A 25,462-nucleotide genomic window follows, 5' to 3' on the forward strand; every position below is an offset into this window, starting at 1 on the left:
ATGCGCGGCTCAATCCGCCGCCTTCTTCGGCAGCAACCAGCGCACGGCCACGATGCCCAGCTCGTACAGCAGGCACATCGGTATCGCCAGCATGATCATCGAGGTGATGTCCGGCGGCGTGATCAGCGCGGCCACCGCGAACGCGCCCACGATGGCGTAGCGCCGCGCATTGCGCAGCTTGGCGATGTCCACGATGCCCACCGCGGCGAGGATCACCACCGCCACCGGCACCTCGAAGCACAGGCCGAAGGCGAAGAACATCAGCATCACGAAGTCGAGGTAGTGCGTGATGTCGGTCATCATCTCCACGCCCGCCGGGGTCACCGCGGTGAGGAAGCGGAACGCCGCCGGCAGCACCAGGAAATACGCGAACGCGCAGCCGCAGTAGAACAGCGCCAGCGCGGCGACCAGCAGCGGCCGCGCCAGGCGCTTCTCGTGCCGGTACAGGCCGGGGCTGACGAAGGCCCACAGCTGGTACAGGACCACCGGCATGCTGATGAACAGCGCGGCGTAGAACGCCAGCTTCAGCGGCGTGACGAACGGGCTGGCCACCTCGGTGGCGATCAGGTGCGCCCCCTGCGGCAGGCGCGCCACCAGCGGCGCGGCCAGCTCCGAATAAAGCCGGTTCGCGAACGGCACCAGCGCCACCAGCACGACGAGCACGCAGGCGATCGCCTTGAGCAGGCGCGAGCGCAGCTCGATCAGGTGCGAGAACAGGCCCTGCTGCAGGTCGTCGCCGGAATCGTCGGGATCAGTGGCCGCCATGCGCGGACTCCTTCGCGGGCGGCGCGGCGGGCGGCTCGCCCAGCGGCAGTTCCTGCTGCGTCTCCGGCGCGACTTCCGGCGCAGCCGGTTCCGGCGTCGCCGCGGACTTCAGCGTGGACACCGCCTCGTCGACCGGCTGGCGCACCTGCTGCACGCTGTCCTTGAACTCGTTCTGCGCGGCCTCGGCGCGCGCGGCGGCCTCGCGGGCGGTGCGCTTGATCTCTTCCACTTCCAGCTCGCGCTCCACTTCGGCGCGCACGCTGTTCCAGCCGCTGCGCACGCGGCGCAGCAGCGCACCCGCGGTGCGCGCCGCGCCGGGCAGCTTCTCGGGGCCGAGCACGATCAGCGCGACGAGCGCGAGCAGCACCAGCTTGCCGAAGCTGATCTCGACCATGCCCCGGGACTCCGAACCGGCTCTTACTTCGACTCGTGCGAGTCGTGCTGGTCCTGCGTGCTGGCGTTCGCCGACGAGGCCGGCGGCGGATCGGCGCGCAGCTGCTCCTTCGTCTGCTGCGATTCCTTGGCCTTCTCGTCGTCGTCGCCGTGCATGGCCTTCTTGAAGCCGCGCACGGCGTTGCCAAGGTCGGAACCGATGTTGCCGATCTTCCTGGTGCCGAAGATCAGCAGCACGATGACCAGGAGCAGGAGCCAATGCCAGATGCTGTCAAAACCCATGATGTTCCTCGAGGCGGCCCGGGGCGGAAACGGCTCCACCCCCGAACCGCCGATCTTCGCACAAGGCGGTCACTTGGAAGTGTACTCTTCCAGCGTATCGCGGAACTTCACCACATACGGCGGCACGTTGCTCACGCCGCCCTCGAAGATCCGTCGCGGGGTGATGCCGGGGCCGTACACCGCCGCATTGGCGTCCTGGTCGATCTTCAGCACCGAGCCGTCCAGCGCCACGCCGGCGAACAGGCCGCGCGCACGCGAGTACGAGTAGATCTCCGCCTTCAGCTGCTGGTCGGTGGCGGCCGAGGCGGTGCGGCCGACCGGGCCGGCCGCGGCCGAGGCGTCGGCGCCTACGGTGAACTTGCCGTTGACGATCGAGTCCACGCCGCGCTGGGTGCGGAACACCAGGATCACGTCGGTGGACGACACGCCGATCTGGAAGCCCACGCTGCCGCCGCCGAAGGAAATGAAGCTGGGGTTGGACCAGGTGCCGTCCGGGCTCTTCACCGAGATCAAGCCCTCGCCGCGGCGGCCGCCGAACACGAAACCGACCTTCAGCACATCGGGGACCACCGCGATCGCCTTCGCGTCCTTGAGCAGGTCGCTGGGAATGGCCTTGTCCGGCGCCTGCTCGATCTCGTTGAGCACGCGCACCGCGTTCTGTGCGCGCACCTGCGGGGAGTCGTCGTCAGCATGCACGGCCATCGCCGGCAGCAGCAGGGCCGCGCCGAGCAGCATGAAGCGATACAGAGATGTCTTCTTGAACATGGGCAGCTCCGTCGTGGGGGATGCGGGGATGCGCGTCGCGCTTGTGGCAGACTCTGGGCAGTTTCACCGCCAGCCACGCGATGCCTGACCACGACCACTATACCGGCCCCGCCGGCCTTTCCGTCCCAGTCGCCGCGGCGCCCGTTCAGACAGCGCTGCTGCTGGTCAACCTGGGCACGCCCACGGCGCCCACCGCCCGGGCGGTGCGGCCCTACCTTGCCGAATTCCTGTCCGACCCCCGGGTGATCGACACTCCGCGCTGGAAATGGTGGCCGATCCTGCACGGGGTGGTGCTGCGCGTGCGCCCGAGGCGCTCCGCGCATGCCTATGCGCGCATCTGGGACGCGCAAGGCTCCCCGCTGCGCTGGCGCAGCGAGGCGCTGGCGAAGGCGTTGCAGGCCGAACTCGGCACGGACGTGCGCGTGGCACTGGCGATGCGCTACGGCGAACCGGCGGTGGCAAGGACCGTCGCGCAACTGCAGCGTGACGGCGTGCGCCGCCTGCTGGTGCTGCCGCTGTACCCGCAATACTCGGCCACCTCCACCGGCTCGGTGATCGACGCGGTGGCCGACGCGATGCGGGCGCTGCGCTGGCCGCCGGAGCTGCGCTTCGTCAACGACTACCACGACGATCCCGGCCACATCGAGGCCTTGGCCGCGAGCATCGAGCGCTGGTGGGCCGCACACGGCCGCGGCGACAAGCTGCTGCTCTCCTTCCACGGCATCCCCGAGCGCTATGTGCAGCTGGGCGATCCCTACGCCGGGCAATGCCAGGCCACCGCGCGCCGGCTGCGCGCACGGCTGGGCCTGGACGAAGCGCAATGCCTGGTCAGTTTCCAGTCGCGGGTGGGACGCGAGATGTGGCTGTCGCCGTATACCGACGCCACCGTGCGCCGCCTCGCCGGCGAAGGCGTGCGGCGGCTCGACGTGGCCTGTCCCGGCTTCGCGGTGGACTGCCTGGAGACGCTGGAGGAGATCGCGCTGCAGAACCGCGATTTCTTCGTCGCCGCCGGCGGCGAGTCGTTGCGCTACATCCCCGCGCTCAACGACGGCGTGGAGCAGGTGCGCAACCTTGCCGCGCTGGCGCGCCGCCACCTGCGCGGCTGGCCCGGTTTCGACGCGTGAGCGCGCCACGCGAACGGCGCATCGCGCTGCCACGGCTCACGCTTGCGGCGCTGGAATGGGGCGATCCCGCCGCACCGCCGCTGGTCGCCCTGCACGGCTGGCTGGACAATGCCGCCAGCTTCGCCACGCTGGCGCCGCTACTCGCGTCGCGCTACCGGGTGATCGCGCTGGAACTGCCCGGGCACGGCCATTCCGATCATCTTCCCGCAGGCGCCGGCTATCACTACCTCGACCATGTGCGCGCCGTGCTGGCTGCGCTCGATGCGCTGGAACTGCCGCGCTGCAGCCTGCTCGGCCACTCGCTGGGCGCCGGCATCGCATCGCTGGTGGCTGCCGCCGCACCCGCGCGGATCGAGCGGCTGCACCTGATCGAAGGGCTGGGCCCGCTGGGCGACGACGGCGCGCACACGCTGCAGCGCTACCGCGATGCGCTGGCCAGGCCGCCCGCCGACGGCAAGGCGCTGCGCGTGTTCCGCGACGTGGAGCAGGCGATCAGCGCCCGCGTGATCGCCAGCGGCCTGCGCACCGAGCTGGCCCGCCCGATCGTGGAGCGCGGCCTGCGCGTGGCCGAGAGCGGCTGGCAATGGCGCAGCGACCCGCGCCTGGTCCGTCCCACCGCGATCCGGCTGGCCGAGACGCAGATCCGTGCGCTGCTCGCCGGCATCGAGGCGCCCGCCGCCCTGCTGCTGTCGCAACCGGCCACGCCCTACCTGCCGGCGGCGATGATGCAGGCGCGCGCCGCCTGCGTGCCGCGCATCGCGGTCGAACACATGGACGGCGGCCACCACCTGCAGCTGGAACATCCGCAGGCGGTGGCGCAATGGGTGCTGCGGCACGCCACCGCATGAATCTCCCGCCCCGGCGCGCTGGGGAGGGTCGAGGCGGGGTCAGCCCGAGATCGCCAGCTTCTCCGAACGGTACAGCTGCGCGGTGACGCCCGCCGCGACCAGCGCCGCCGCCAGCGTGCCGGCGAGGCACAGCAGCAGCTGTTCGCCGCTGACGCCGTCGCCGCGCAGCTGCTGCATGATGCCGAGGTTCTGGCCCAGCAGCGGCACCGCATACATCCACGCCTGCGCCTTGATCGGCAGGAAGGCGAGCAGGGCGCTGGGGATCAGCGGCACCATCATCAGCAGCGAGATGTAGGTCTGCGCCTCGCGGTAGCTCTTGGCGAACGCGGCCACCAGGGTCTGCAACGCGGCCAGCAGCATCACCAGCGGCAGCATCAGGAGCAGCACGATGCCGGCGAAGTGCCAGCCAAGGTCCAGCTCCATGCCCAGCTTTTCGGCGGGGATGAAGCGGCCCACCACGGCGAACGCCAGCAGGGTGATCGCGAGGCTGGCCAGCGAGAACGCGCAGATCGCCGCGAGCTTGCCGACGAGGATCTTCCAGCGCGCCACCGGGTTCGCGAACAGCGGCTCCAGCGACTGCCGCTCGCGCTCGCCGGCGGTGAGGTCGATGGCGAGGTACATGCCGCCCATGAACAGGGTGATCACGAAGAAGTACGGCAGCATCGCGAACATCAGCACCGCGCGCGACTGCGGCGTGGCCTGGTCGCGCCGCGCCACCTGCACCGGCCACGCCGTGCCCGGCGACAGGCCCCGCGCCACCAGCCGCATCGCGCCCTGCTGGCGGGCATAGGTCTCCACCAGCTGCTGCACGCGATCCACCGCGCTGCGGGTGTCCTGGCGCGAGGAGTCGTAGAACATCTCCACCTGCACCGGCTCGCCCTTGCGCCAGGCCTTGCCGTAACCGGCGGCGATGCGCAGCACCACGTCGGCGTCCTGCCGGCGCACGGCCAGGCCCGGATCGGCCACCGGCGCCCCGGGCACGATGCCGCCTTCCTTCAGGGCGTCGACCAGGTTGGGCGCGTACTGCGCGCCGATCACCGGCACGGGCAGCGGCCGGTCGGCCTTGTCCAGCTCGCGGTTCACCTGCACGTTGACCAGCATCACGAACAGCAGCGGTCCCAGCAGCGGGCCGGTGAGGAAGGCGCTCAGCAGGGTGCGGCGGTCGCGCAGGTTCTCGCGCACCTCCTTCAGGAACACGGTGAACGCGGTGCCGGAGCGGCGCGCTTTCGAGGCAGGGGCGGTACTCATGCGGCGAGGCCCTCCTCGCTGCCGATGATCTTCACGAAGGCATCCTCCAGGTTGGTTTCACCGGTCTGCGCACGCAGCGCATCAGGCGTCTCGTCGGCCACCACGCGGCCGCGTGCGATCACCACGATGCGGTCGCACAGCGCCGCCACCTCCTGCATGATGTGGCTGGAGAACAGCACGCAGCGGCCCTCCGCCTTCAACTGCTGCATGAAGCGGCGCAGGCCGCGCGTGGCCATCACGTCGAGGCCGTTGGTGGGTTCGTCCAGGATCACGTTGCGCGGGTCGTGGATCAGCGCGCGGGCGATCGCGGTCTTCACCCGCTGGCCCTGCGAGAAGCCCTCGGTGCGGCGGTCGAGGATGTCGCGCATTTCCAGCGCGTCGACCAGCGCATCGTGGCGCGCGCGCAGCGTGGCTTCGGCTATGCCGTGCAGGCGCGCGAAATACTCGATGTTCTCGCGCGCGGTAAGCCGCTTGTACAGCCCGCGCGCATCCGGCAGCACGCCCAGCGTGCGGCGCACCGCCAGCGGATCGGCCGCGGCGTCGACACCGTCCACCAGCACCTGGCCGCGATCCGGCGCCATCAGCGTGTAGAGCATGCGCAGCGTGGTGGTCTTGCCGGCGCCGTTGGGGCCGAGCAGGCCGGTGATCTCGCCGTCGCGGGCGGTGAAGCCGACGCCGTCGACCGCTTTCACGCTGCCGAAGGCCTTGTGCAGATCCCTGACTTCGATCACGGCTGTTCCCCCCGCTTGAAACAGGCGCCCCGCCTGCTGGTTACCACGGAAAATGCAACCAGCAGCGGCAGCAGGAGCCGGGTGACGCCATGCGGCGCATCCAGCACGGCCGCGGCGACGAAAGCCGCGGCAAACCACCCGGCGTTGGCCGGTACGTACGGCTTTCTCATGGCGTGGCTCCGTTGAAATCGATGAAGAACGGCGTGGGCTGCAGGCGATCCAGGCAGCTCGCGTCCAGCGCCTTCGGGTCGGGATGCTCGACGAAGTGCTGCACCAGCTGCGGCCCGCAGCCCGCCGCCAGCACGCTGTGGCCCTGGCCCTTGAACAGCAGCACGCGCGCGTTCGGCAGGTGCTTCGCCACCTCCTCGGCGTAGCGCGGCGGCGTCACCGGGTCGTACTGGCCGGCCAGCAGCAACACCGGCTTGGCGGTCTGCAGCGGCTGGTGGAAATCCGCCGGTCGCGTGCCCTTCGGCCATACCGAGCAGATCGCCTTGTAGGCGTCGACCATGTGCGTGCCGAGCAGGGTGTCCGCATCCTGCGGGCGCGCGCCGAGCAGGTCGGCGTCCTCGCTGCAGATCACCGAGTAGGACATGCCACTGCCGGCGAGGTCGGCCATGTCCACGGTCAGCAGCTTGGCCTGGCCCAGCAGCGGACCCACGTCGCCGTGCGCGGCGGCGTCGATCGACAATGGCAGCAGGGCAGCGGTGGGCGGCGCGTAGGCGAACATGCGCACCACGCTGACCAGCGCATCCTCGCTCAGCACGCGCTGCACGGTCTGGTAGGTCTCCGGGTCGCGGAAACTGACCGGGTGCGGGTTCGCCCGCAGGGCGTCGCGCAGCTGCACCAGGGTCTGGAACGGATGGCCGAAGCGCTGCTTGCAGGCGGCATCGGCTTCACAGCGTGCGAACTGCGCCTTCAGCGCGTCGTCGAGGTTCTGCGCGAAGTCCTCGCCCAGCACCACGCTGTTCGGCACCGTGCTGTCCAGCACCATGCTGCGCACCGCGCCGGGGTGATGCATCGCGTACTGCTGCGCCACCCGCGTGCCGTAGGAAACGCCGACCAGGTCGAACTCGGGCACGCCCAGCGCGCGGCGCACGTCTTCCAGGTCCTGCACCGCGTCGCTGGTGGTGTAGTAGCGCGGGTCGGCATGCGCCTCCACCTGCTTCAGGCAGGCCGCCGCTTCGGCGCGCAGCTTGGCGGGATCGAAGCCGGTGTCGTCACTCGTCGCGGCCTGCCCGCCGTTCTTGCAAGCCAGCGCATTCGAACCGCCGGTACCGCGCTGGTCGAGCAACAGGATGTCGCGGTGCGCGCGCAGCGGCTCCAGCATCGCGGCGATCGGCCCGGCGTAATCGGTGGCCGCCTGACCCGGGCCGCCGGCGAGGAAGGCCAGCATGTCCGGGCTGGCGACCTGCGCGCTGGAGCGCAGCACCGCCAGCCTCAGCTCGATCTTGCGGCCTTGCGGCTCGGCGCGGTCCTCCGGCACCGCCAGCGAGCCGCACCACGCCGCGGTGCTGAGGCCGCTGTTCGGCTGGCCGAGGTCGCAGGCGGTCAGCGTGAGCGAACCGAGTTTCCAGGTGCGCGGCGGCGCGGGCTGCACCGTGGCACGGGAACTCTGGTCCATGTGTGCGCCCGTCGCAGCGGGTGCCTGTGCCGGCGGCGATGCGTGGTGCGCATGCCACTGGTTCCAACCCAGGAAGCCCACAGCCGCCACCACAACCATGATGCGAAAGATCGCGCGTCCACCCAGTTTCATGTCCTCTCCCTTGCAGCCTGTTCCAGGCCCTTGTCATTCGCCCGGCTCGAAGATCGCCTCGATCGGACGTGCAAACAGCTTCGCGATCTTGAAGGCCAGCGGCAGGCTGGGGTCGTACTTGCCGGTCTCGATCGCGTTGACCGTCTGCCGGGACACTTCCAGCCGCTCGGCGAGGTCGGCCTGCGACCAGCCCTGCCCGCCGCGCAGCTCGCGCACGTGGTTGTTCATGCGTAGTGCCGGCCCGCCCAGCGTCGCGCGAACACGTAGAGCAGGGGCATGCCCCAGAAGCCCAGCATCGGCGTAGCCGCGGAGACACCCGCGTGCCGCAGCATCCAGCCGATGCCGAAGCCCAGCCAGGTGCTCGCCGCCACGATGGCCAGCGCCACCAGTTCGATGCGGCGTTGCAGCTCGTCCATGCCCAGTACGCGGCGCACGGCCAGCGCCACGATCGCCACGATGAAGGGCAGCGGAAGCAGTGCCCCCAGCACGCGCAGCGGCGGCGCCACCGCCCGCGACAGCCAGGCATTCGACGCCAGCAGGGCGCCGAAGTACCCCAGCAGCGCCCATGCCTCGCCACGCGTCATGCGCCGGCCGCCATCCGCGGCGCGCTCCATGCGATCTGCCACGCCACGCGCATACGTGCGGGCCTGCCAGTCGTTGAAGCGATCCAGCCATGCGCGAAGCGCGGGCATGTCAGTCCTCCCGTTCCAGCCGCCGTGCACGCGACTGCCGCATGCGAACCCATACCGCCATCGTCACGAAGAGCGCGGTCGTGGCGGCAAACGCCAGCGCGTTCCACGCGTTGTGCTTCCACCATGCATCCAGCCCGAATGCCGCCATGACCACGGCGGTGACCGCGAAGTACCACGGCAGCCACGGACTGCCTTCGTCGGTGCACAGGACGCCCATGCCATAGCGGTTCGCCACCTGCCTGTAGGCGATGCCATAGCCCATCATCAGCACCGGGAACACCCAGATCAGCACATCGCCACCCAGGTGCAGCACGCCGCCAGCCACCAGGAAACCGCCCCCCATGCTGAGCGCGGACACCAGCGCGGTCGCCACGCCCAGGGCCACCAGGTGGGTACGCTGTTCCAGCTCGTCGCTGTCACTGATGCGTCGCCACATCAGCGCGATCACGTAGAGCATCGGCAGCACCGGCGCCACTGCCAGCATGGCCTTCAGCGGCAGGCTCGCCACCGCGCGCAGCAGCGGACCAGCCGCGATCAGCGCGACCATGTACACCAGCATCGCCAGCATCAGCCGCTGTTCGTAGTGCTTCTTGATCAGACGCGCCATCGCACCGGCCTCACAGTGACTTCAGGAAGTCGTCCAGCACCTGCTGGAACTTCGCCGGCTGGTCCAGCATCACGAAATGCCGTGCGGGTGCGATCGACACCACCCTTGCGTGCGGCGCGTTCGCCAAAAGGCTCTGGTAGTAGGCCGCTTTCTGCGCTTCGCTCATCACCGGCTGCCCGCTTGTCGCGGCCGCTGCCGCGAAGTCCGGCGCGTTGTACGGCGAGATCTCCAGGATCGGCACGTCTGCCTGCTTCAGCTCCGGGCGGTAATCGGCAGCCATGTCCGCTGCCATATAGTCGCTGGTGGCCTGCAAATCGCTGCGCGCGACCAGTGGCGCCTCGCGCGCGGCGAGCTGCGGATCGATCACGCCCATATGCTGCATGTACGGCAGCGCCGCGGCCTTGAACTGCGCCGGCGTCATTGCGGCGAGCTTCGCCCCGATCTGCGCCGCGATCGCCCGCCGCTGCGTGTCGCTTGCCCGATCCATGCCGGGATAGATCGGCAGACCATCCACCGCCACCACGCCCGTGATCAGGTTCGCGTGCTCGCCGGCGAAGCGCAGCGACAATGTGCCACCGATGCTGTGGCCTACCAGCACCGGCTTGTCGATGTGCTGCTGCTCGATCAATTGCAGCAGCGAGGCATCGGCGCGATCCAGCAGCGTGCCGGCTTTCGCGTCAGGCGCGGGCGCCGGCACGCCATCGAAGCCGGCCAGCGTCACCGCGTACACCACGTGGTTCCTTTGCAGATCCGCGATGGTCTGCTGCCACGCCCACGGACCGCATTCCAGGCCGGGAATCAGGATCACCGGACGGCCCTGCGTGCCGTGGACCTCGAACTTCAGCGTGCCGATCCGGCCACCTGCCGTGATCGCCTGCGTCCGCGCTGCCCAAGCGCTGCCTGCAGCGAGCAGCGAAGACGCCAGCAGGATGTGGAACGTCGCCTTGACCGCATTGCGCATGGAGCTCCCCTTCGGCTTGTAAAGCATCCTTTACATGCGCAGCGTAGTTCGGTCGTCCGCGACCTGTCAAGCGTGCTTTACATCCATCGCGCCTCGACTCCGCACCGAGGAAGCCGGACCGCCCTTGCCCGCCCAACGGTCAAGTGGCGCAACGTCATTTATTGACGTCAGGGGGCACCGCGGCCGGCCACCTGTCCCATTACAGCAATTGTCCGAGATTTGATCGCGAAACCATCCCACGCCAAGGCGGGATCTGCCGTTCAGGCGACAGCGCCTGTCGCCAGCCTCGATGTCCGGCTGCCTTCAGCAGCGGCTGATTGACCTTTGCGCTCCTAAAGCACGCTAAAAGCGATCATTTTCCATGAAAATGCCGAGATAACACGCCAACGCGCAGCAAATCACCGCTACGGGACACGACACGGCACCCAAAAATTCCGGACGAGGATGGCTTGCCTGGACTGCAAAGTGGGAAGTGCATCACACTTTGGCCCGGTCCTTGCTCAACCCCACCACGACAGCTTGCCTCACCGCCTGTTGGAAGAGTGGCACCGCAAGTCCGCCATGGAACACCGACAAGCTGTTGCAAATCGCCCAACACCACTCGCAAACCCAAGGAAACACCATGACCAAGACGCTACTTTCCGCTGCCCTGATTGCCGGTTTCGGCATTGCAGCGTTCGCTCCGCAGGTTGCCCGCGCAACCGACGGCACCATCACCTTCAACGGCAAGGTCCTGTCCTCGACCTGCACCGTGAGCAACGCATCTGGCGGCATCGTGTCAGTCGCGCTGCCCGATGTGGTCAAGACCGTCTTCACTGCGCAGGGCTCCACTGCGGGCTTGACGCCCTTCTCGCTCAACCTCACCGGCTGCCCGACGACGCCGTCGGGTGTCGTGGTGGGTGCGTCGTTCAGCGGCAGCGCCAACATCGATGGGACGACCGGCGCCGTCAAGAACGCGACTGGCGCGACCTTCTCCAATGTCGAAGTCCAGATGACCGACGGTTCGGGTACCGCCATCAACCTCAACACGAACCCCAACCCGGTCAGCGCCACCATCAATGGCACCGGCGGCGCCACGCTGAGTTACCAGGCGCAGTACTACCAGCCGACCGCCACGGCCATCACTGCCGGCACGGTGACCGCGTCGGTCGCCTTCACGCTGACCTACAACTAAGGGTCCATGCGGGCGGGCTGCCGTATTTGCAGGAATGCGGCAGCCCGTTGCGGACCGACACCCTCGCAAGAGATACCCCATGAAGATCCTCACCCGTGCACTTGGCGCGGCTTCGGTCGCTTTGTGCCTGGCAACGTTGCCGGCCCATGCCAGCGTCGTGATCGGCGGCACCCGCGTAGTGTTTCCCGCCCAGCAGGGCGAGGACACCGTGCGCCTGTCCAACCAGGGCGACCATCCCGCGCTGGTCGAGGCGTGGATCGACACGGGCGACTCCAAATCGACGCCGGACAGCGTCAGCACGCCGTTCCTGATCACGCCGCCGCTGTTCCGCATGGATGCGCACAAGGACCAGAGCCTGCGGATCATCTATACGCAGGGCTCCCAGCCGCTGCCAGCCGACCGCGAGTCGCTGTTCTGGCTGAACGTGCTGGAAGTCCCGCCCAAGCCCAGCGGTCCGCAATACGCCGGCCGCAACTACCTGCAGTTCGCGATACGTTCGCGGCTGAAGCTGTTCTATCGCCCGGCCAACCTGCCGGGTAACGCGATACAGGCGCCCGACAAGCTGAGCTTCAAGGTTGCCGACGGTCCGGGTGCGGCGCTGGAAGCGCACAACCCCACCCCGTACTACGTGACGATCAGCTCGGTTTCGTTCGGCGCCGACGGCAAATCGCTCGATGGCGCCACCGGCATGATCGCGCCGTTCGGCGACCTGCGTCTGCCGCTGAAGGGCCTGGCGAAGGCGCCGGCCGTTGGCACGCCGGTCACCTTCGCCACCATCAACGACTACGGCGCGACCGACATCCACAAGGGTGCCGTGACGCCATGACCCTGCGCCGCGCCATGCGCCGCCACCCGACCGTGCGCCATGCGGCGCTCGCGGTGGCGTGTGGCCTGGCGCTGGCTGCCGCCACGGGTTGTCCTTGTCCTGCATGGGCCGCCGGCACCGCGGATGCATCGCCCGACGCCAGCGCCAGCGGCGGCTTCGCTAACTTCGACCGCAGCATGCTGGCGGGTGCCGGACAGGGCACCACCACGGACCTCTCGCGCTTCGAGCACGGAAACCCGGTACTGCCCGGCATCTACAACCTCGACGTCTATCTCAACCAGAACTGGGTGGGCCGCATGGACGTGCGCTTCAGCGCGCCGTCCAAGGACGCCAACGCGGTGCCTTGCGTGAGCACCGAACTGCTCGACCGCATGGGTCTTGTACCCGCCAAGACCGGCGCCGAAGCGGCTGCGAGGCTGTCGTCCCCGTCCGACTGCGTGAGCCTCGGCGACCTGATCCCCGGCGCCACGCTGTCCTTCGACATGCCCTCCCTGCGCATGGACGCCAGCGTGCCGCAGATCTACATGAACCAGCGACCGCGCGGCTGGGTCAACCCGTCCTCGTGGGATGCGGGCGTGCCGGCCTTCCTGCTCAACTACAACCTCAACAGCTACCGCACCACCAGCAACGGGCGGGACCAGACCAGCACCTACCTGGGGCTGCGCTCCGGCTTCAACATCGGCCTCTGGCAGTTCCGGCAGGACAGCACCGCCACGCTGCAGTCGGGCACCGGCCAGCCGAGCCAGCGCCACTGGCACAACATCGACACCTATGTGCAGCGCGCGCTGCCCGGGCTGGGCGCCGAACTGAGCGTCGGCGACAGCTATACCGACGGCGCCGTATTCGACAGCTATGCCCTGCGCGGCGTGCAGCTGGGCACCGACGACCGCATGCTGCCGCAGTCGCTGCGCGGCTATGCGCCGGTGGTGCGCGGCGTGGCCTACACCAATGCCAAGGTCACGGTGACCCAGAACGGCGTGCAGATCTACCAGACCACCGTCGCCCCCGGCCCGTTCGTGATCGACGATCTCTACCCCACCGGCTACGGCGGCGACCTGATCGTGAACGTGACGGAAGCCGATGGCCGCCAGCACAGCGTCACCGTGCCCTACGCTTCGGTGGCGCAATCGTTGCGCCCCGGCGTCACCCGTTTCGACATCGCCGCCGGCCAGCTGCGCGATACCACCTTGCAGGATCGACCCAACGTGGTCCAGGCCACGGTGCAGCACGGCTTCACCAACCGCCTCACCGGTTATGCCGGCGTGCAGGGTTCGGAAGGTTACGCCGCGGCGCTGGTCGGCGGCGCCTTCAACACGCGCTTCGGTGCGCTGGCGCTGGACATCACGCAGGCCCATGCGAGCATCCCCGGCCATGGCACCTACGACGGACAGAGCTTCCGCATCAGCTACAGCAAGATCATCCCGGAAACCAATACGTCACTGAGCGTCGCCGCCGACCGCTACTCCACCAGCGGCTTCCTGAGCCTGGGCGACGCCGAGACCGCACGCTACTACGCCAACCATGGCATGGACGCGCTGCAATACCAGCCGTCGAACGTGCAGACGATCGACGGCCTGCCGGTGCAGAGCCTGCTCACGCCGGCCCAGCTCGCGGCACTGAGCGGCACCGTCTACAACAACAGCAATCTCTACACCGCCCGCGGCCTGCTGCAGCAGCGCAACCGCTTCACCCTGACGCTCAACCAGCAGCTGGGGCAGAGTGGCGGCTCGCTGTACGCCAACGCCACGATCAACAGCTACTGGAATCGCGGCGGCAACGACACCCAGTTCCAGGTGGGCTACGACAACCATTTCGGGCGCCTGACCTATGGCGTCTCGGTCAGCCGCGGGCGCATGGCGCTGGGCGGCTACGACAACCAGGTTTCCTTCAACGCCAGCTTGCCGCTGGGCAACTCCGCGCATACGCCCAGCATCTCGTTCAATCTCGACCACGACACCAGCGGCGGCACGCAGGAACAGGCCACCCTCAACGGCACGCTGGGCCAGTGGAACCAGTTCACCTACGGCGCCACCGCCTCGCACGGCGGCAACGACATCGGCAACGCCTACAGCGTGAACGCCGGCTACAACAGCCCCTACGCCACGTTCAACGCCAGCGTGGGCAACGGCAGCGGTTACTCGCAGGCATCCGTCGGCGCCAGCGGCGCGGTGGCCATCCACGCGGGCGGCATCACCTTCGGCCAGTCGACCGGCGACACCGTCGCCATCGTGCACGCGCCCGGCGCCGCGGGCGCGCACATCCTCAGCGCGCCCGGCCTCAGCGTGGACCGCGCCGGCTACGCGTTGGTGCCGTACCTCACCCCGTACCAGCTCGACACCATCCAGATCGACCCTCAGGGCCTGCCGCTGGGGGTGCAAATGGACGCCACCAGCGCGCAGGTGGCACCGTATGCCGGCGCCGTGGTGATGGTGGATTTCAAGAGCAAGTCCGGCCACCCGCTGATTGCGCGCATCCGCCTGTCCGACGGCACGCCGGCGCCGTTCGGTGCACAGGTGTTCAATGCCAAGAACGAAGCGCTTGGCGTGGTCGGACAGGCCGGTATGACGCTGCTGCGCGGCGTCGGGCCTAGTGGCGAGCTCAATGTCCAGTGGGACGATGAACAAGGCGTGGCGCATGCTTGCGCTTTCCCGTACACGCTGCCCGGTTCCGGCAAGGCCGCGGCGGCGTACCAGCAGATCCAGGCCACGTGCGTCGTGCGCCATGCCGCGGCACAGCCGCAGAAAGAGGGTGGGGCATGACCTGCAATACAACCGTCGGCGCGTCGGCGCTGCATCACGCACCCTGCCGTGTGGTCGGACGAGCCGTTGCCGTCCGGGCACATGCGCAAACACGTGCCGCTCGTGGGCAGTGGACGGCGCTTCTGCTGGCCTTGGTTGCGCTGGTCCTGTCCGGCCGCGTCCACGCCAATTGCTCCAACACCAACAATCCCGGCACGGTGACGTTCTCACCACCTGGTGGCCAGATCACCCTGTCGAGCACCGGCACCGCCATAGGAACCATCCTGTGGACGTCGTCGCAGGCCACCCCTGCAAGCTATCCCACCCTCACCTGCACGGGCACCACCAACAACGGCATCGTGAGTGCCTACGGCCCACCTACGGGCAGCGACGCGACCCTCTTTCCCACCAATCTTCCATGGTTGTCCTTCCGGATCCTACATCCGGATACATCCTCGCCCTTGTCGTCCTATCCGAACAATGCATCCGTACCGGCAAATAGCAATGGCGTTGCTTTCAGCGTGGCTTCTGCCCTGCAGCTGGTGGTGACCGGCCCCATTCCCCAGGGCCAGCAAGGCACCACGCAGCAGATGACCATTCCTGCCGGGCAGCTCGCGCAGTGGAATGTCGACATGACGAGCGGCTCGAAACCTGTCGAGATTTTCAAGATAACCAACATCAACTTTGTCATTCCCACCTGCACGGCAGCTGTCGATCCCACCGTGGTGACGCTCTCGGCGGTATCCGTCACGGCGTTCAACGGCAGCGGCTCCACTGCAGGCCAACAGCCGTTCCAGGTGCAATTGAATTGCGCCGCGGGCTCCAATCTCCGGATCACCTTGAGCACCGCCAACGGTTATGGCAACGCGAACCTTGGCGTGATCAAAAACACCCCCGGCACCGGGTACGCCAAGAACGTAGGCGTACAGATCCTCCAGCAGGACGGTGTCACTCCCGTCAAATTCGGCACCGCCATCCCCGAGGGCGCCACTCAGAACGGCAGCATGAGCCTGCCCTTTTACGCACGCTATTATCAAGACTCCCGGAACGACGTGACCGTTGGTCAGGTCAGTGCCACGGCTACCTACACGTTGACCTACCAGTAACCGTGCGAGTCACCGCTTGCGTCGGACGATGGATCGGCGACGCCGCGAGTCGCGCGGCGACCGCCCGGATCCGGTATCAATCGTAGGTACGCACTATCAGGCCGGCCACCGGCTTGCCGTCAGGTCCGGCCGGCGCGTAGCTGGCGAAGTAACCGAGCAGGCGCTCATTGGCGGCGCTCGTCGCGTCGATGGTTTGCACGGTGCGTGAATAGGTCCGACCGGCATCGGTCGCGGTCTGGCCGCAAGCCAGATGGCGGGGTGCCTGCGCGGCCTGTGGCGACAGCGGACTGGCCGGGCCGACCGGTATCGCGTCGGTCGCACATGTGGGCTCCAGCACCGCGCCGCTGAATTCGATCCGCCCCCCGCCCGCCCACGCGCTTGACATCGCCAGCGCGACGAGCGAACCGACCATCCAGCGATACCGAGCGCGCATGACCCACCTCGCCTGGCACGCGAGAAATTGCATGCCTTGAGAGGCCCATCGGCACCTCATTCCTGGACTTGATGGCGTGCGTCGGCGTTGCCTTCCGGAATGTGATGAGAATCACATTTTTGACGGCAACCGATTTGCGGCCGCCCTATTTAACGAACGGGCGGTGAAAACCGCGTCTGCGGCTGCGAGCGACTTATCGACACCGAGGCAACAAACTTGAAGGCCGCGCCGGGCCGCGCACGGCGAGCCAGGCCACCGGTCCACCAGGAAACACCCGATACCCGCGACACGACCATGCCTATCGCGACGAGATGTACTTCTCCCGCCGGATCTGCGGCACCGGCAAGCCGCATTCCTTCAGCGCGGTGAAGGCGGCGTCGACCATGTTGGGATTGCCGCAGAGATAGGCGATGTCGCGGCCTTCGTGCGGCGCAAGCTCGGCCAGCACGCCCTGCACGTGGCCGCTGCGGTCGGAGGCACGTGGCACGGCGCGCGGCTGGCGGCTGAGGCAGCCGTGGAAGGTGAAGCCGGGATGGGTCTGGGCGAAGGCCTCGAATTCCTCGCCGTAGAGCAGCTCGGTTTCGTTGCGGGCGCCGTACAGCAGGACCACCTCGCGGCCACCGGCGGCGAGCAGCTTTTCGATCTGCGGCAGCATCGCGCGGTACGGGGTGACGCCGGTGCCGGTGGCGAGCAGCAGGTAGCGCGGGTGCACGTCGCCGGCCTGCAGGCAGAAGCGGCCGTAGGGGCCGCTGGCGTCGATCACGCCGCCGGTCGGCAGCTCGCCCAGGAGCTTGGTGGCCGCACCGCCGTCCACGTAGCTCACCGCGATCTCGATGCGCGCCACGGGCGAACTTCCGTCGCCCACGGTGCCCACCGAATAGCTGCGCTTGGTGGGCGTGCCGTCGTCGTAGTGGAAGTGGATCTGCAGGAACTGCCCCGGCACGAAGGCCAGCGGCTGGCCGTCCACGCGCTCGAACGCGAGGTGGCGCACGGTGGGCGCCAGCATGCGGCTGTCGACGAGGCGTAGCTGGAAATGGTCGGCCATGAACAGGTTCCGGGAAACAGTGTGTGCACCCGGAAAGGCCGGGCGGCGAAAGGCGGCCCGCTATAATAGGAGGCTCACCCCCTTCGGTGCAGCCCATGAGTTCCATCCCCGCGCTCGTCGTCGACAATCTGCGCAAGACCTACGGCAACGGCGTGGAGGCCCTCAAGGGCGTCTCGCTGACCGTGCAGCCCGGCGACTTCTTCGCCCTGCTCGGCCCGAACGGCGCCGGCAAGTCCACCCTGATCGGCATCCTCTCCTCGCTGGTGAATTCCAGCGGCGGCGATGCGCAGGTGTTCGGCGTCTCCGTCAACCGGCAGCGCAACGAGGCGATGAAGCTGATCGGCCTGGTGCCGCAGGAGATCAACTTCAACCAGTTCGAGAAGCCGTTCGACATCTGCGTCAACGAGGCGGGCTTCTACGGCATCCCGCGGAAGATCGCCGCCGAGCGTGCGGAGAAGTACCTGAAGGAACTGCGCCTGTGGGACAAGGCGCAGCACCAGGCACGCATGCTCTCCGGCGGCATGAAGCGGCGCCTGATGATCGCCCGCGCGATGATGAACGAACCGAAGCTGCTGATCCTGGACGAACCCACCGCCGGCGTGGACATCGAGATCCGCCGCTCGATGTGGCAGTTCATCAGCGGCATCAACGCGGCCGGCACCACGGTGATCCTCACCACGCACTACCTGGAGGAAGCCGAGCAGCTGTGCCGCAACATCGCGATCATCGACCACGGCACGATCGTGGAGAACACCACGATGAAGCAGCTGCTGGCCAAGCTCGACGTGGAGACCTTCGTGCTCGACGCGACGCAGGTGCCGAACGGCCTGCCCGCCTTGCCCGGGGTGGCGCTGCGCCGCGTGGACGAGCACACGCTGGAGGCGGAGATGGCGCGCACGCACGACCTCAACTCGCTGTTCGCGGCACTCAGCGCGCACGGCATCACGGTGACCTCGATGCGCAACAAGACCAACCGGCTGGAAGAGCTGTTCGTGCGACTGGTGGAACAGGGCCGCAACGGCCAGGAGCTGGCCGCATGAGCAACGCAGCCGCCAACCTGGTCGCCCTCAACACCATCGTGCGCCGCGAGATCGTGCGCATCCTGCGCATCTGGACGCAGACGCTGATCCCGCCCGCGATCACCATGACGCTGTACTTCGTGATCTTCGGCAAGCTGATCGGCAGCCGCATCGGCACGATCCAGGGCGGCTACACCTACATGCAGTACATCGTGCCCGGCCTGGTGATGATGAGCATCATCACCAACAGCTACGGCAACATCTCCAGCTCCTTCTTCGGCGCCAAGTTCAGCCGCGCGGTGGAGGAGATGCTGGTGTCGCCGATGCCGGACTGGGTGATCCTCACCGGCTACGTGACCGGCGCGGTGACGCGCGGCCTGGCGGTGGGCGTGCTGGTGCTCGGCATCGCGCTGTTCTTCACCTCGCTGCACATCGCGCACCCGCTGATCACCTTCGCCTCGGTGCTGCTGGGCGCGGTGATCTTCTCGCTGGCCGGCTTCGTCAACGCGGTGTACGCGAAGAAGTTCGACGACATCGCCCTGGTGCCCACCTTCATCCTCACTCCGCTCACCTACCTCGGCGGCGTGTTCTACTCGATCCAGATGCTGGGCGAGCCGTGGCAGGCGATCTCGCGGATCAACCCGATCCTGTACATGGTCAACGCGTTCCGCTACGGCGTGCTCGGCATCAGCGACGTGCACGTGGGCGTGGCCTTCGTGGTGATGCTGGGCTTCGTGGTCGCGCTCGCCGCGTTCGGGCTGCAGCTGCTCAAGCGCGGCGTGGGACTGCGTTCGTAACGCTCTCGATCGCCATACCCGCGAATGCGGGGATCCAGTGCCTTTCCGCGCATCAAGGCACTGGATTCCGGCTTTCACCGGAATGACGGCATTGAAGGTCTCGGAAATATTCCACCCATGCGCGTCAACAAATACATCAGCGAAGCCGGCCTGTGCTCGCGCCGCGAGGCGGACGAGTGGCTCGCGACCGGGCGCGTCACCATCAACGGCGAGGTCGTCGGCACCGGCGCCAAGGCGCTGGAGGGCGACGAGGTGCGCGTGGACGGCGAAGTCGTCAAGGCACGCATCCTCGCCGCCACGCCGGCCGCGAAGAAGGCGGTCTACATCGCGCTGAACAAGCCGGTGGGGATCACCTGCACCACCGACCAGAGCATCGATGGCAACATCGTGGACTTCGTCGACCACCCGCAGCGCATCTTCCCGATCGGCCGGCTGGACAAGGATTCGGAAGGGCTGATCCTGCTCACCAGCAACGGCGACATCGTCAACGAGATCCTGCGCGCGGAGAACCACCACGAGAAGGAATACCTGGTGGCGGTGAACAAGCCGGTCACCGAGGAATTCCTCGCCGGCATGGCCAAGGGCGTGCGCATCCACGGGCAGATGACCAGGCCCTGCCGCACGCGCAAGATCGCCAAGTTCGGCTTCGCCATCGTGCTCACCCAGGGCCTGAACCGGCAGATCCGCCTGATGGCGGCCGCGTTCGGCTACCGCGTCACCCAGCTGCGCCGCGTGCGCGTCGTCAACGTCAAGCTCGGCCACCTGAAGCCGGGGCAGTGGCGCAACCTCACCGACGCCGAGCTGAAGGGTCTGCTGCCCGGCCGCACGCAGTGGTGAGATTCCATTGAAAAGTGCAGCCGCGGATGGCCGCCCGTTTGATTTTCGCGATCAGGGATGATCGCAAAGGTCACTCAGGCCGCCGGCAGATCTTCCAGGTTCCAGCGCGGGCGCACCTCGACCGCCTCGCTCTGGTGCTGGCCGCTGGCCAGCCGGATCGCGCCGGCCAGCGCGATCATCGCGCCGTTGTCGGTGCAGAACGCGAGGCGCGGGAAATAGCTGCGGAAGCCGTCCTTTTCGCCGGCCGCGGCCAGTTCCGCGCGCAGGCGGCGGTTCGCGCCCACGCCGCCGGCAATCACCAGGCTGTGGACGCCCGTGGCTTCCAGCGCGCGGCGGCACTTGATCAGCAAGGTGTCGACGATCGCCTCCTCGAAACCGCGGGCGATGTCGGCGCGGGTCTGCTCCGACTGGTCGGACTGCTGCCAGGCCAGCAGTACCTGGGTCTTGAGGCCGGAGAAGCTGAAATCCAGCCCGGGCCGGTCGGTCATCGGCCGCGAGAAGCGGAACGCGCCGGGCCGGCCCTGCTCGGCCAGCCTGGCCAGCGCCGGGCCGCCGGGGTACGGCAGGCCCATCAGCTTGGCGGTCTTGTCGAAGGCCTCGCCGGCGGCGTCGTCCAGCGTGTCGCCCAGGATGGTGTACTCGCCGATCGCCTTCACCTCGACCAGCATGGAGTGCCCGCCGGATACCAGCAGGGCCACGAACGGCGGCCTGGGCGGGTCGTCCTCCAGCAGCGGCGCCAGCAGGTGGCCTTCCATGTGGTGCACCCCGATCGCCGGCACGCCCAGCGCCCAGGCCAGCGCCCGGCCCGCCGCCGCGCCCACCAGCAGGGCGCCGACCAGGCCGGGGCCGGCGGTGTAGGCCACCCCGCCCAGGTCGGCTGGCCGCAGGCCGGCCTCGGCCAGCGCCTCGCGCACCAGCGGCAGCAGCTTGCGCACGTGGTCGCGGCTGGCCAGCTCCGGCACCACCCCGCCGTAGTCGGCGTGCAGCTTGATTTGGCTATACAGGGTATGGGCCAGCAGGCCCTTGCCCGGTGCGTCCGGCTCCCAGCGCAGGATCGCCACGCCGGTCTCGTCACAGGAGGATTCGATGCCCAGCACCGGTTTGCCCGTCACGGGCAGGCCGCTGGCAGCCGCGGATGGTGGCTTTGAAAATCTGTCGTCAGACACGGTATACTTCGCGGCTCGCCATATTCAACAGTCCCGGAAGCGGGACAGATTAACACCCGGAGTATCCATGCCCAACGTCAAAGTCCGCGAGAACGAGCCGTTCGAGATCGCGCTGCGTCGTTTCAAGCGTACCTGCGAGAAGGCCGGTGTCCTGGCCGAGACCCGCAAGCGCGAGTTCTACGAGAAGCCGACCCAGGAGCGCAAGCGCAAGCGTGCCGCCGCGGTGAAGCGCCACCTGCGCCGCCTGTCGCGCGACGTCTCGCGCAAGACCCGGCTGTACTGAGTTTCCCTGGGTCCGCCTCCCTGGCGGACAGCGGCGCCCGGCGCCGTGCATGCAGGAAACGCGGTCGGCGCGGACGCTCGCAGCCACCGCCCGCATCCGGACACGAAGGCCGGTGTTGCCGCAAGGCAACGCCGGCTTTGTCGTTTCCGTAAAATCCACTTTCCGCCACCCGGGACGCCCGCCATGACGCTCAAGCAGCAGCTCACCGACGACATGAAGACCGCCATGCGCGGCGGCGACAAGCATCGCCTCGGCGTGATCCGGCTGGTGCTGGCCGCAATCAAGCAGCGCGAGGTGGACGAGCGCATCGAACTGGACGACGCCCAGATCCTGGCCGTGCTGGAGAAGATGCTCAAGCAGCGCCGCGACTCGGTGAGCCAGTACGCCGCCGCCGGCCGCGAGGACCTGGCCGACGTCGAACGCGCCGAGATGACGGTGATCGAGGCCTACCTGCCCGCCCAGCTGGACGAGGCCGAACTCGACGCGCTGATCGCCCGGGCCATCGCCGCCACCGGCGCCAGCTCGCCGCGCGACATGGGCAAGGTGATGGCCGCGGTGAAGGAACAGGCCGCCGGGCGCGCCGACATGGCCCAGGTCTCGGCGCGGATCAAGGCGAAGCTGGCGGGGTAATCCTCAGGCTGGGAAAGTGCCTTCCCGCACTTTCTCAACTCGCCGGGCCCGGCGCATGTGCCCGCTTCATCCGTGAAGCGGCCCCTGCGGGCCAACCTTCGGTCGTCCGAATCCGTTCCATGCGGATTTGTCCGGCCCCGGCTCCGCCCATCAAGCACTGGCGTGCATGATGGGCGTGCGATCCGTCCATGGATCGGGCCACCCGGCTGTTTCTCGACGACCTGTCAGCGCCAGCTCATCGAATACGCGAACAGCAGCATCAGCAACAGGCCGACCACCACGGCCGCCGCCAGCACGCAGCGGCGCCGGCACAATCGCTGCCAGTTCGCGCGATCCAGGAACCAGCGTCCCGAGGCGGGGCTGCGCAGCACGGCGAGGCTGGCCAGCTGCTGCCAGGCAAAATCCACGCGCACACCCAGCTCTTCCGCGCTGCACGCGCGGTCCGCCGCGAGCGCGCCGGCCTGCTCGAACGCGCGCACGATCGCGCGCTGCCTGCGCATCCGCATTGCCGTCAACAGCATCGCCCACTCCCCGGATCGACCGCCGCGGCAGCTTGCCGGGGGCGCCGGCCGGGCGCAAGCCACGCGCATCGCAACAAGCCGGCAACCGCGGGCAATCCGCTTCCGTCGCCCCCTGCATGCGGCGGGCGAGCCCTAACCCGCCATGCGCTCCATCCGCCGGTGATCCGGCACCGTGCCTTGCGCATTCGCCAGCGCGGAGCGTCGCTCGCCGGTCACCGCGAAGCCCAGCCGCCCGTACAGCGCCTGCGCGCGCGGGTTGCTCACGGCCACGTCCAGCACCATGCGGCGACGGCCCGCCTGCACCCCGCGCCGGATCAGTTCCTCGATCAGCGCCTGCCCGATGCCCTGCCCGCGCAGGGCGGGCGACACGCCGAGGTGCGCCAGGTAATGCATCCCGCGCGAAGGCGGCGGCATCACCCGCTCCACCCGGAGTCCACGCGCGATCACCCCGGGCGCGTGGCGCAGGCCGTAGTGCCTGAGGATCTGCCGCGCCGCGGCCAGCGTGAACGCCAGCGCCGTCTCGCCGCCGTAGCCCGCGCCCACGGCCACTACCATGCCCTCCAGTTCGCCCACGACATGGTTGCGCCAGCCGAACTCGCCGGCGCCGTCGACGAAGGCGTGGCGCAGGAAGGCCTGCGCATCGCCGCGTCCGGGCAGGGTGAACACATGGTCGAATGCCGCGGGGCCGGAGCTGTGGATCAACGGCACGGCCGCCTCCACGTCCTGCGGAGTGGCCGCACGGAACTGCACCGACGGATCATCTGCCATCGCCCTTCCCTCGCCGAAGCCTTGCGCATGCTAACCAGCACCGTGGGCGCCACGGGCTGCCGGTCCGCGGATTGGCCGGACCGCCACCCCTGCTGGCCGGTTCCGCCCCCATGGGAAGTCCAGCCTCTAAACTAGGGCACTTATGCGCGGCCTGATCCCCGACAGCTTCATCGACGAACTGCTCGCCCGCGTCGACATCGTCGACGTGATCGAGCGGCGCGTGCCGCTGAAGAAGGCCGGGCGCGAGTGGACGGCGTGCTGCCCGTTCCACGACGAGCGCACGCCCTCGTTCTACGTCAGCCCCGCCAAGCAGTTCTTCCACTGCTTCGGCTGCGGCGCGCACGGCAGCGCGATCAAGTTCCTGATGGACTACGAGCGGCTGGAGTTCCCCGACGCGGTGGAGGAGCTGGCGCAGTCGGTGGGCCTCGCCGTACCGCGCGAAGGCGGCCGCGACGAGCGCCCGCGCGAGGACAAGACCGATCTCTACGCCCTGCTCGACGCCAGCGCGACCTGGTACCAGGAACAGTTGCCACGCAGCGCCGAAGCGCAGGCGTACTGCAGGAAGCGCGGGCTGGATGCCGACACCATCGCGCGCTTCCGCCTCGGCTGGGCGCCGGCCGGCTACGACGGCGTGATCAAGGCGCTGGGCAACAGCCCGCGGCGGATGGAGCTGCTGACCGAAGCCGGCATGGTTTCCAGCGGCGAGCGCGGCAGCAAGTACGACCGCTTCCGCGAACGGCTGATGTTCCCCATCCTCGACCGCCGCGGGCGCGTCATAGCGTTTGGAGGAAGGGTCATTCAAAAGTCCGTCGAGGGATCGCCGGTTCTTGATTCCGGCGCGCAGGACGCGCGCAAAAGTGACGGCCCCAAATACCTCAACTCGCCGGAAACCCCGCTGTTCCACAAGGGCCGCGAGCTGTTCGCGCTGTGGCAGGTGAAGCAGGCCAACGCGAACCTGCAGCGCATCGTGGTGGTGGAGGGCTACATGGACGTGATCGCGCTGCACCAGGCGGGCCTGCCGATCGCGGTGGCCACGCTGGGCACCGCCACCACGCCCGAGCACACCGAGCTGCTGTTCCGCGCCGCGCCCGACGTGGTGTTCTGCTTCGACGGCGACCGCGCCGGCCGCGCCGCCGCGTGGAAGGCGCTGGACGCCGCGCTGCCGCGCCTGCGCGACGGGCGGCAGGCCTACTTCCTGTTCCTTCCCGACGGCGAGGATCCGGACACGCTGGTGCGCAAGGAAGGCAGGGAAGGCTTCGAGCAGCGCCTGAAGAACGCCACGCCGCTGTCCGACTACTTCTTCGACGAGCTGGCGCGCGACGTGGACATGGCCAGCCTCGACGGTCGCGCGCGCCTCGCCGAGCGCGCGCGCCCGCTGATCGCGCGGCTGCCCGACGGCGCGTTCCGCGACCTGATGGCGCAGGAGCTGGAAAAACGCAGCGGTGCCAGCGCGCGCCTGCAGGCCGATCCCGCCGCGCGTCGCGCGGTGCAGCGGCCGACCACGGCGCAGCGCTCGCTGGTGCGCAGCGCGATCGCCCTGCTGCTGGCCCAGCCCGGCATGGCCGACCAGGTCGAGAAGCCCTACCGCTTCCTGCGACTGGACAAGCCCGGCGTGGACCTGCTCGCCGAACTGCTCGACCTCGCGCGCAGCCGCCCCGGCATCAATCCCGCGATGCTGGTGGAGCACTTCGCCGAGCGGCCGGAGTATCCCGCGCTGCAAAAGCTGATGGCCGCCGCGGTGGTGGGCGAGCCGGAGGCGCAACGCACCGAGTTCATGGACGCCCTGCAGCGCATGGGCGAGCAGGCCGTGGCGCTGCGCCGCGAAGCGTTGCACGCGAAGATGCGCAGCGGCCCGCTCGACGACGCCGAGAAGGCCGAGCTGCGCGACCTGCTGGCCGCGCGCGTGCGGCCCGCCGCCGTGCCGGACTGAGCGCGCATGCCGGGCGGGCA

At 68.6% G+C, this 25,462-nt stretch carries 29 protein-coding genes; 12 read left to right on the forward strand and 17 right to left on the reverse strand.

Translation table 11 applies throughout. The features are described 5' to 3' along the window. Positions 1 to 9: 9 nt before the first annotated feature. The 4 genes from tatC to ABQJ56_RS00600 all read right to left on the reverse strand — a co-directional run bounded on the left by tatC (position 10) and on the right by ABQJ56_RS00600 (position 2,205). Positions 10 to 765, reverse strand: coding sequence for a twin-arginine translocase subunit TatC (tatC, locus tag ABQJ56_RS00585; protein ID WP_367843044.1), 756 nt, complete (start codon positions 763 to 765; stop codon positions 10 to 12). Then, positions 752 to 1,159, reverse strand: coding sequence for a Sec-independent protein translocase protein TatB (tatB, locus tag ABQJ56_RS00590; RefSeq protein ID WP_367843045.1), 408 nt, complete (start codon positions 1,157 to 1,159; stop codon positions 752 to 754). The genes tatC and tatB overlap by 14 nt, the downstream gene beginning before the upstream one ends. A 23-nt stretch (positions 1,160 to 1,182) precedes the next feature. Beyond that, positions 1,183 to 1,440, reverse strand: coding sequence for a Sec-independent protein translocase subunit TatA (tatA, locus tag ABQJ56_RS00595; RefSeq protein WP_367843046.1), 258 nt, complete (start codon positions 1,438 to 1,440; stop codon positions 1,183 to 1,185). A gap of 69 nt (positions 1,441 to 1,509) precedes the next feature. Beyond that, a complete protein-coding gene (locus ABQJ56_RS00600) occupies positions 1,510 to 2,205 on the reverse strand; it encodes a lipid-binding SYLF domain-containing protein (protein WP_367843047.1) in 696 nt (231 codons plus the stop codon). An 80-nt stretch (positions 2,206 to 2,285) separates the two neighbouring features. On the opposite strand from ABQJ56_RS00600, the gene hemH reads away from it, so the two are divergent. Beyond that, complete coding sequence (gene hemH, locus ABQJ56_RS00605) at positions 2,286 to 3,329, forward strand: ferrochelatase (RefSeq protein WP_367843327.1); 1,044 nt, start codon at positions 2,286 to 2,288, stop codon at positions 3,327 to 3,329. Then, positions 3,326 to 4,177 (forward strand): alpha/beta fold hydrolase, encoded by an 852-nt coding sequence (locus ABQJ56_RS00610; protein ID WP_367843048.1) that lies wholly within the window; start codon positions 3,326 to 3,328, stop codon positions 4,175 to 4,177. Before hemH ends, ABQJ56_RS00610 begins: the two co-directional genes overlap by 4 nt. Positions 4,178 to 4,216: 39 nt before the next feature. Here ABQJ56_RS00610 and ABQJ56_RS00615 read toward each other — a convergent pair whose 3' ends face one another. The 8 genes from ABQJ56_RS00615 to ABQJ56_RS00650 are packed head-to-tail and all read right to left on the reverse strand — an operon-like array spanning position 4,217 to position 10,169. Continuing rightward, positions 4,217 to 5,425, reverse strand: coding sequence for an ABC transporter permease (locus tag ABQJ56_RS00615; protein WP_367843049.1), 1,209 nt, complete (start codon positions 5,423 to 5,425; stop codon positions 4,217 to 4,219). Beyond that, positions 5,422 to 6,156, reverse strand: a complete 735-nt coding sequence (locus tag ABQJ56_RS00620; RefSeq protein ID WP_367843051.1) for an ABC transporter ATP-binding protein — start codon at positions 6,154 to 6,156, stop codon at positions 5,422 to 5,424. Before ABQJ56_RS00620 ends, ABQJ56_RS00615 begins: the two co-directional genes overlap by 4 nt. Continuing rightward, positions 6,153 to 6,326, reverse strand: coding sequence for a hypothetical protein (locus ABQJ56_RS00625; RefSeq protein WP_367843052.1), 174 nt, complete (start codon positions 6,324 to 6,326; stop codon positions 6,153 to 6,155). Before ABQJ56_RS00625 ends, ABQJ56_RS00620 begins: the two co-directional genes overlap by 4 nt. Then, complete coding sequence (locus ABQJ56_RS00630) at positions 6,323 to 7,909, reverse strand: alpha/beta hydrolase (protein WP_437343380.1); 1,587 nt, start codon at positions 7,907 to 7,909, stop codon at positions 6,323 to 6,325. Before ABQJ56_RS00630 ends, ABQJ56_RS00625 begins: the two co-directional genes overlap by 4 nt. A gap of 33 nt (positions 7,910 to 7,942) precedes the next feature. Further along, positions 7,943 to 8,137 carry a helix-turn-helix transcriptional regulator gene (locus ABQJ56_RS00635; RefSeq protein ID WP_367843054.1) on the reverse strand — a complete coding sequence of 65 codons (195 nt, stop codon included), beginning with the start codon at positions 8,135 to 8,137 and terminating at the stop codon, positions 7,943 to 7,945. Next, the gene (locus ABQJ56_RS00640) at positions 8,134 to 8,601 is read right to left on the reverse strand and encodes a hypothetical protein (protein WP_367843055.1); all 468 of its coding nucleotides are present in this window, start codon (positions 8,599 to 8,601) and stop codon (positions 8,134 to 8,136) included. The genes ABQJ56_RS00635 and ABQJ56_RS00640 overlap by 4 nt, the downstream gene beginning before the upstream one ends. A gap of 1 nt (position 8,602) precedes the next feature. Next, the gene (locus tag ABQJ56_RS00645; protein ID WP_367843056.1) at positions 8,603 to 9,208 is read right to left on the reverse strand and encodes a hypothetical protein; all 606 of its coding nucleotides are present in this window, start codon (positions 9,206 to 9,208) and stop codon (positions 8,603 to 8,605) included. A gap of 10 nt (positions 9,209 to 9,218) precedes the next feature. Continuing rightward, positions 9,219 to 10,169 (reverse strand): alpha/beta hydrolase, encoded by a 951-nt coding sequence (locus tag ABQJ56_RS00650; protein ID WP_367843057.1) that lies wholly within the window; start codon positions 10,167 to 10,169, stop codon positions 9,219 to 9,221. Positions 10,170 to 10,791: 622 nt separating this feature from the next. On the opposite strand from ABQJ56_RS00650, the gene ABQJ56_RS00655 reads away from it, so the two are divergent. The 4 genes from ABQJ56_RS00655 (at position 10,792) to ABQJ56_RS00670 (ending at position 16,013) form a co-directional block, all read left to right on the forward strand. After that, complete coding sequence (locus tag ABQJ56_RS00655; protein ID WP_367843058.1) at positions 10,792 to 11,343, forward strand: fimbrial protein; 552 nt, start codon at positions 10,792 to 10,794, stop codon at positions 11,341 to 11,343. Between the two features lie 79 nt (positions 11,344 to 11,422). After that, the gene (locus ABQJ56_RS00660; RefSeq protein WP_367843059.1) at positions 11,423 to 12,169 is read left to right on the forward strand and encodes a fimbrial biogenesis chaperone; all 747 of its coding nucleotides are present in this window, start codon (positions 11,423 to 11,425) and stop codon (positions 12,167 to 12,169) included. Continuing rightward, positions 12,166 to 14,928 (forward strand): fimbria/pilus outer membrane usher protein, encoded by a 2,763-nt coding sequence (locus tag ABQJ56_RS00665; protein WP_367843060.1) that lies wholly within the window; start codon positions 12,166 to 12,168, stop codon positions 14,926 to 14,928. The genes ABQJ56_RS00660 and ABQJ56_RS00665 overlap by 4 nt, the downstream gene beginning before the upstream one ends. Further along, the gene (locus ABQJ56_RS00670) at positions 14,925 to 16,013 is read left to right on the forward strand and encodes a fimbrial protein (protein WP_367843061.1); all 1,089 of its coding nucleotides are present in this window, start codon (positions 14,925 to 14,927) and stop codon (positions 16,011 to 16,013) included. Before ABQJ56_RS00665 ends, ABQJ56_RS00670 begins: the two co-directional genes overlap by 4 nt. A gap of 76 nt (positions 16,014 to 16,089) precedes the next feature. On the opposite strand, the gene ABQJ56_RS00675 is transcribed toward ABQJ56_RS00670, so the two are convergent. Both ABQJ56_RS00675 and ABQJ56_RS00680 read right to left on the reverse strand, forming a co-directional pair. After that, the gene (locus tag ABQJ56_RS00675) at positions 16,090 to 16,446 is read right to left on the reverse strand and encodes a hypothetical protein (protein ID WP_367843062.1); all 357 of its coding nucleotides are present in this window, start codon (positions 16,444 to 16,446) and stop codon (positions 16,090 to 16,092) included. 298 nt (positions 16,447 to 16,744) lie between these two features. Continuing rightward, positions 16,745 to 17,491: a ferredoxin--NADP reductase gene (locus ABQJ56_RS00680; protein ID WP_367843063.1), complete on the reverse strand. Its 747-nt coding sequence runs from the start codon at positions 17,489 to 17,491 to the stop codon at positions 16,745 to 16,747. A gap of 95 nt (positions 17,492 to 17,586) precedes the next feature. On the opposite strand from ABQJ56_RS00680, the gene ABQJ56_RS00685 reads away from it, so the two are divergent. From ABQJ56_RS00685 to ABQJ56_RS00695, 3 genes are all read left to right on the forward strand, one after another. Further along, entirely contained in the window at positions 17,587 to 18,531 is a 945-nt protein-coding gene (locus ABQJ56_RS00685; RefSeq protein WP_367843064.1) for an ABC transporter ATP-binding protein, read from the forward strand. After that, positions 18,528 to 19,307 carry an ABC transporter permease gene (locus tag ABQJ56_RS00690; RefSeq protein ID WP_367843065.1) on the forward strand — a complete coding sequence of 260 codons (780 nt, stop codon included), beginning with the start codon at positions 18,528 to 18,530 and terminating at the stop codon, positions 19,305 to 19,307. Before ABQJ56_RS00685 ends, ABQJ56_RS00690 begins: the two co-directional genes overlap by 4 nt. 117 nt (positions 19,308 to 19,424) lie before the next feature. Then, positions 19,425 to 20,144: a pseudouridine synthase gene (locus ABQJ56_RS00695; RefSeq protein ID WP_367843066.1), complete on the forward strand. Its 720-nt coding sequence runs from the start codon at positions 19,425 to 19,427 to the stop codon at positions 20,142 to 20,144. A 74-nt stretch (positions 20,145 to 20,218) separates the two neighbouring features. Here ABQJ56_RS00695 and tsaD read toward each other — a convergent pair whose 3' ends face one another. Continuing rightward, positions 20,219 to 21,241 carry a tRNA (adenosine(37)-N6)-threonylcarbamoyltransferase complex transferase subunit TsaD gene (gene tsaD, locus ABQJ56_RS00700; RefSeq protein WP_367843328.1) on the reverse strand — a complete coding sequence of 341 codons (1,023 nt, stop codon included), beginning with the start codon at positions 21,239 to 21,241 and terminating at the stop codon, positions 20,219 to 20,221. A gap of 136 nt (positions 21,242 to 21,377) precedes the next feature. Here tsaD and rpsU point away from each other — a divergent pair, with 136 nt between their 5' ends. Together rpsU and ABQJ56_RS00710 are read left to right on the forward strand one after the other, a co-directional pair. After that, a complete protein-coding gene (gene rpsU, locus ABQJ56_RS00705) occupies positions 21,378 to 21,593 on the forward strand; it encodes a 30S ribosomal protein S21 (protein WP_077483322.1) in 216 nt (71 codons plus the stop codon). Between the two features lie 183 nt (positions 21,594 to 21,776). Next, entirely contained in the window at positions 21,777 to 22,223 is a 447-nt protein-coding gene (locus ABQJ56_RS00710) for a GatB/YqeY domain-containing protein (RefSeq protein WP_367843067.1), read from the forward strand. A 224-nt stretch (positions 22,224 to 22,447) separates the two neighbouring features. Here the strand turns inward: ABQJ56_RS00710 and ABQJ56_RS00715 are convergent, their stop codons facing one another. Continuing rightward, positions 22,448 to 22,723 carry a hypothetical protein gene (locus ABQJ56_RS00715; RefSeq protein ID WP_367843068.1) on the reverse strand — a complete coding sequence of 92 codons (276 nt, stop codon included), beginning with the start codon at positions 22,721 to 22,723 and terminating at the stop codon, positions 22,448 to 22,450. Positions 22,724 to 22,876: 153 nt separating this feature from the next. Beyond that, positions 22,877 to 23,512, reverse strand: a complete 636-nt coding sequence (locus tag ABQJ56_RS00720; protein ID WP_367843069.1) for a GNAT family N-acetyltransferase — start codon at positions 23,510 to 23,512, stop codon at positions 22,877 to 22,879. A gap of 142 nt (positions 23,513 to 23,654) precedes the next feature. On the opposite strand from ABQJ56_RS00720, the gene dnaG reads away from it, so the two are divergent. After that, the gene (dnaG, locus tag ABQJ56_RS00725; protein ID WP_367843070.1) at positions 23,655 to 25,442 is read left to right on the forward strand and encodes a DNA primase; all 1,788 of its coding nucleotides are present in this window, start codon (positions 23,655 to 23,657) and stop codon (positions 25,440 to 25,442) included. Positions 25,443 to 25,462 lie beyond the last annotated feature (20 nt).

The organism is Rhodanobacter geophilus (assembly GCF_040812275.1).
In the GTDB taxonomy this organism is placed as follows: domain Bacteria; phylum Pseudomonadota; class Gammaproteobacteria; order Xanthomonadales; family Rhodanobacteraceae; genus Rhodanobacter_A; species Rhodanobacter_A geophilus.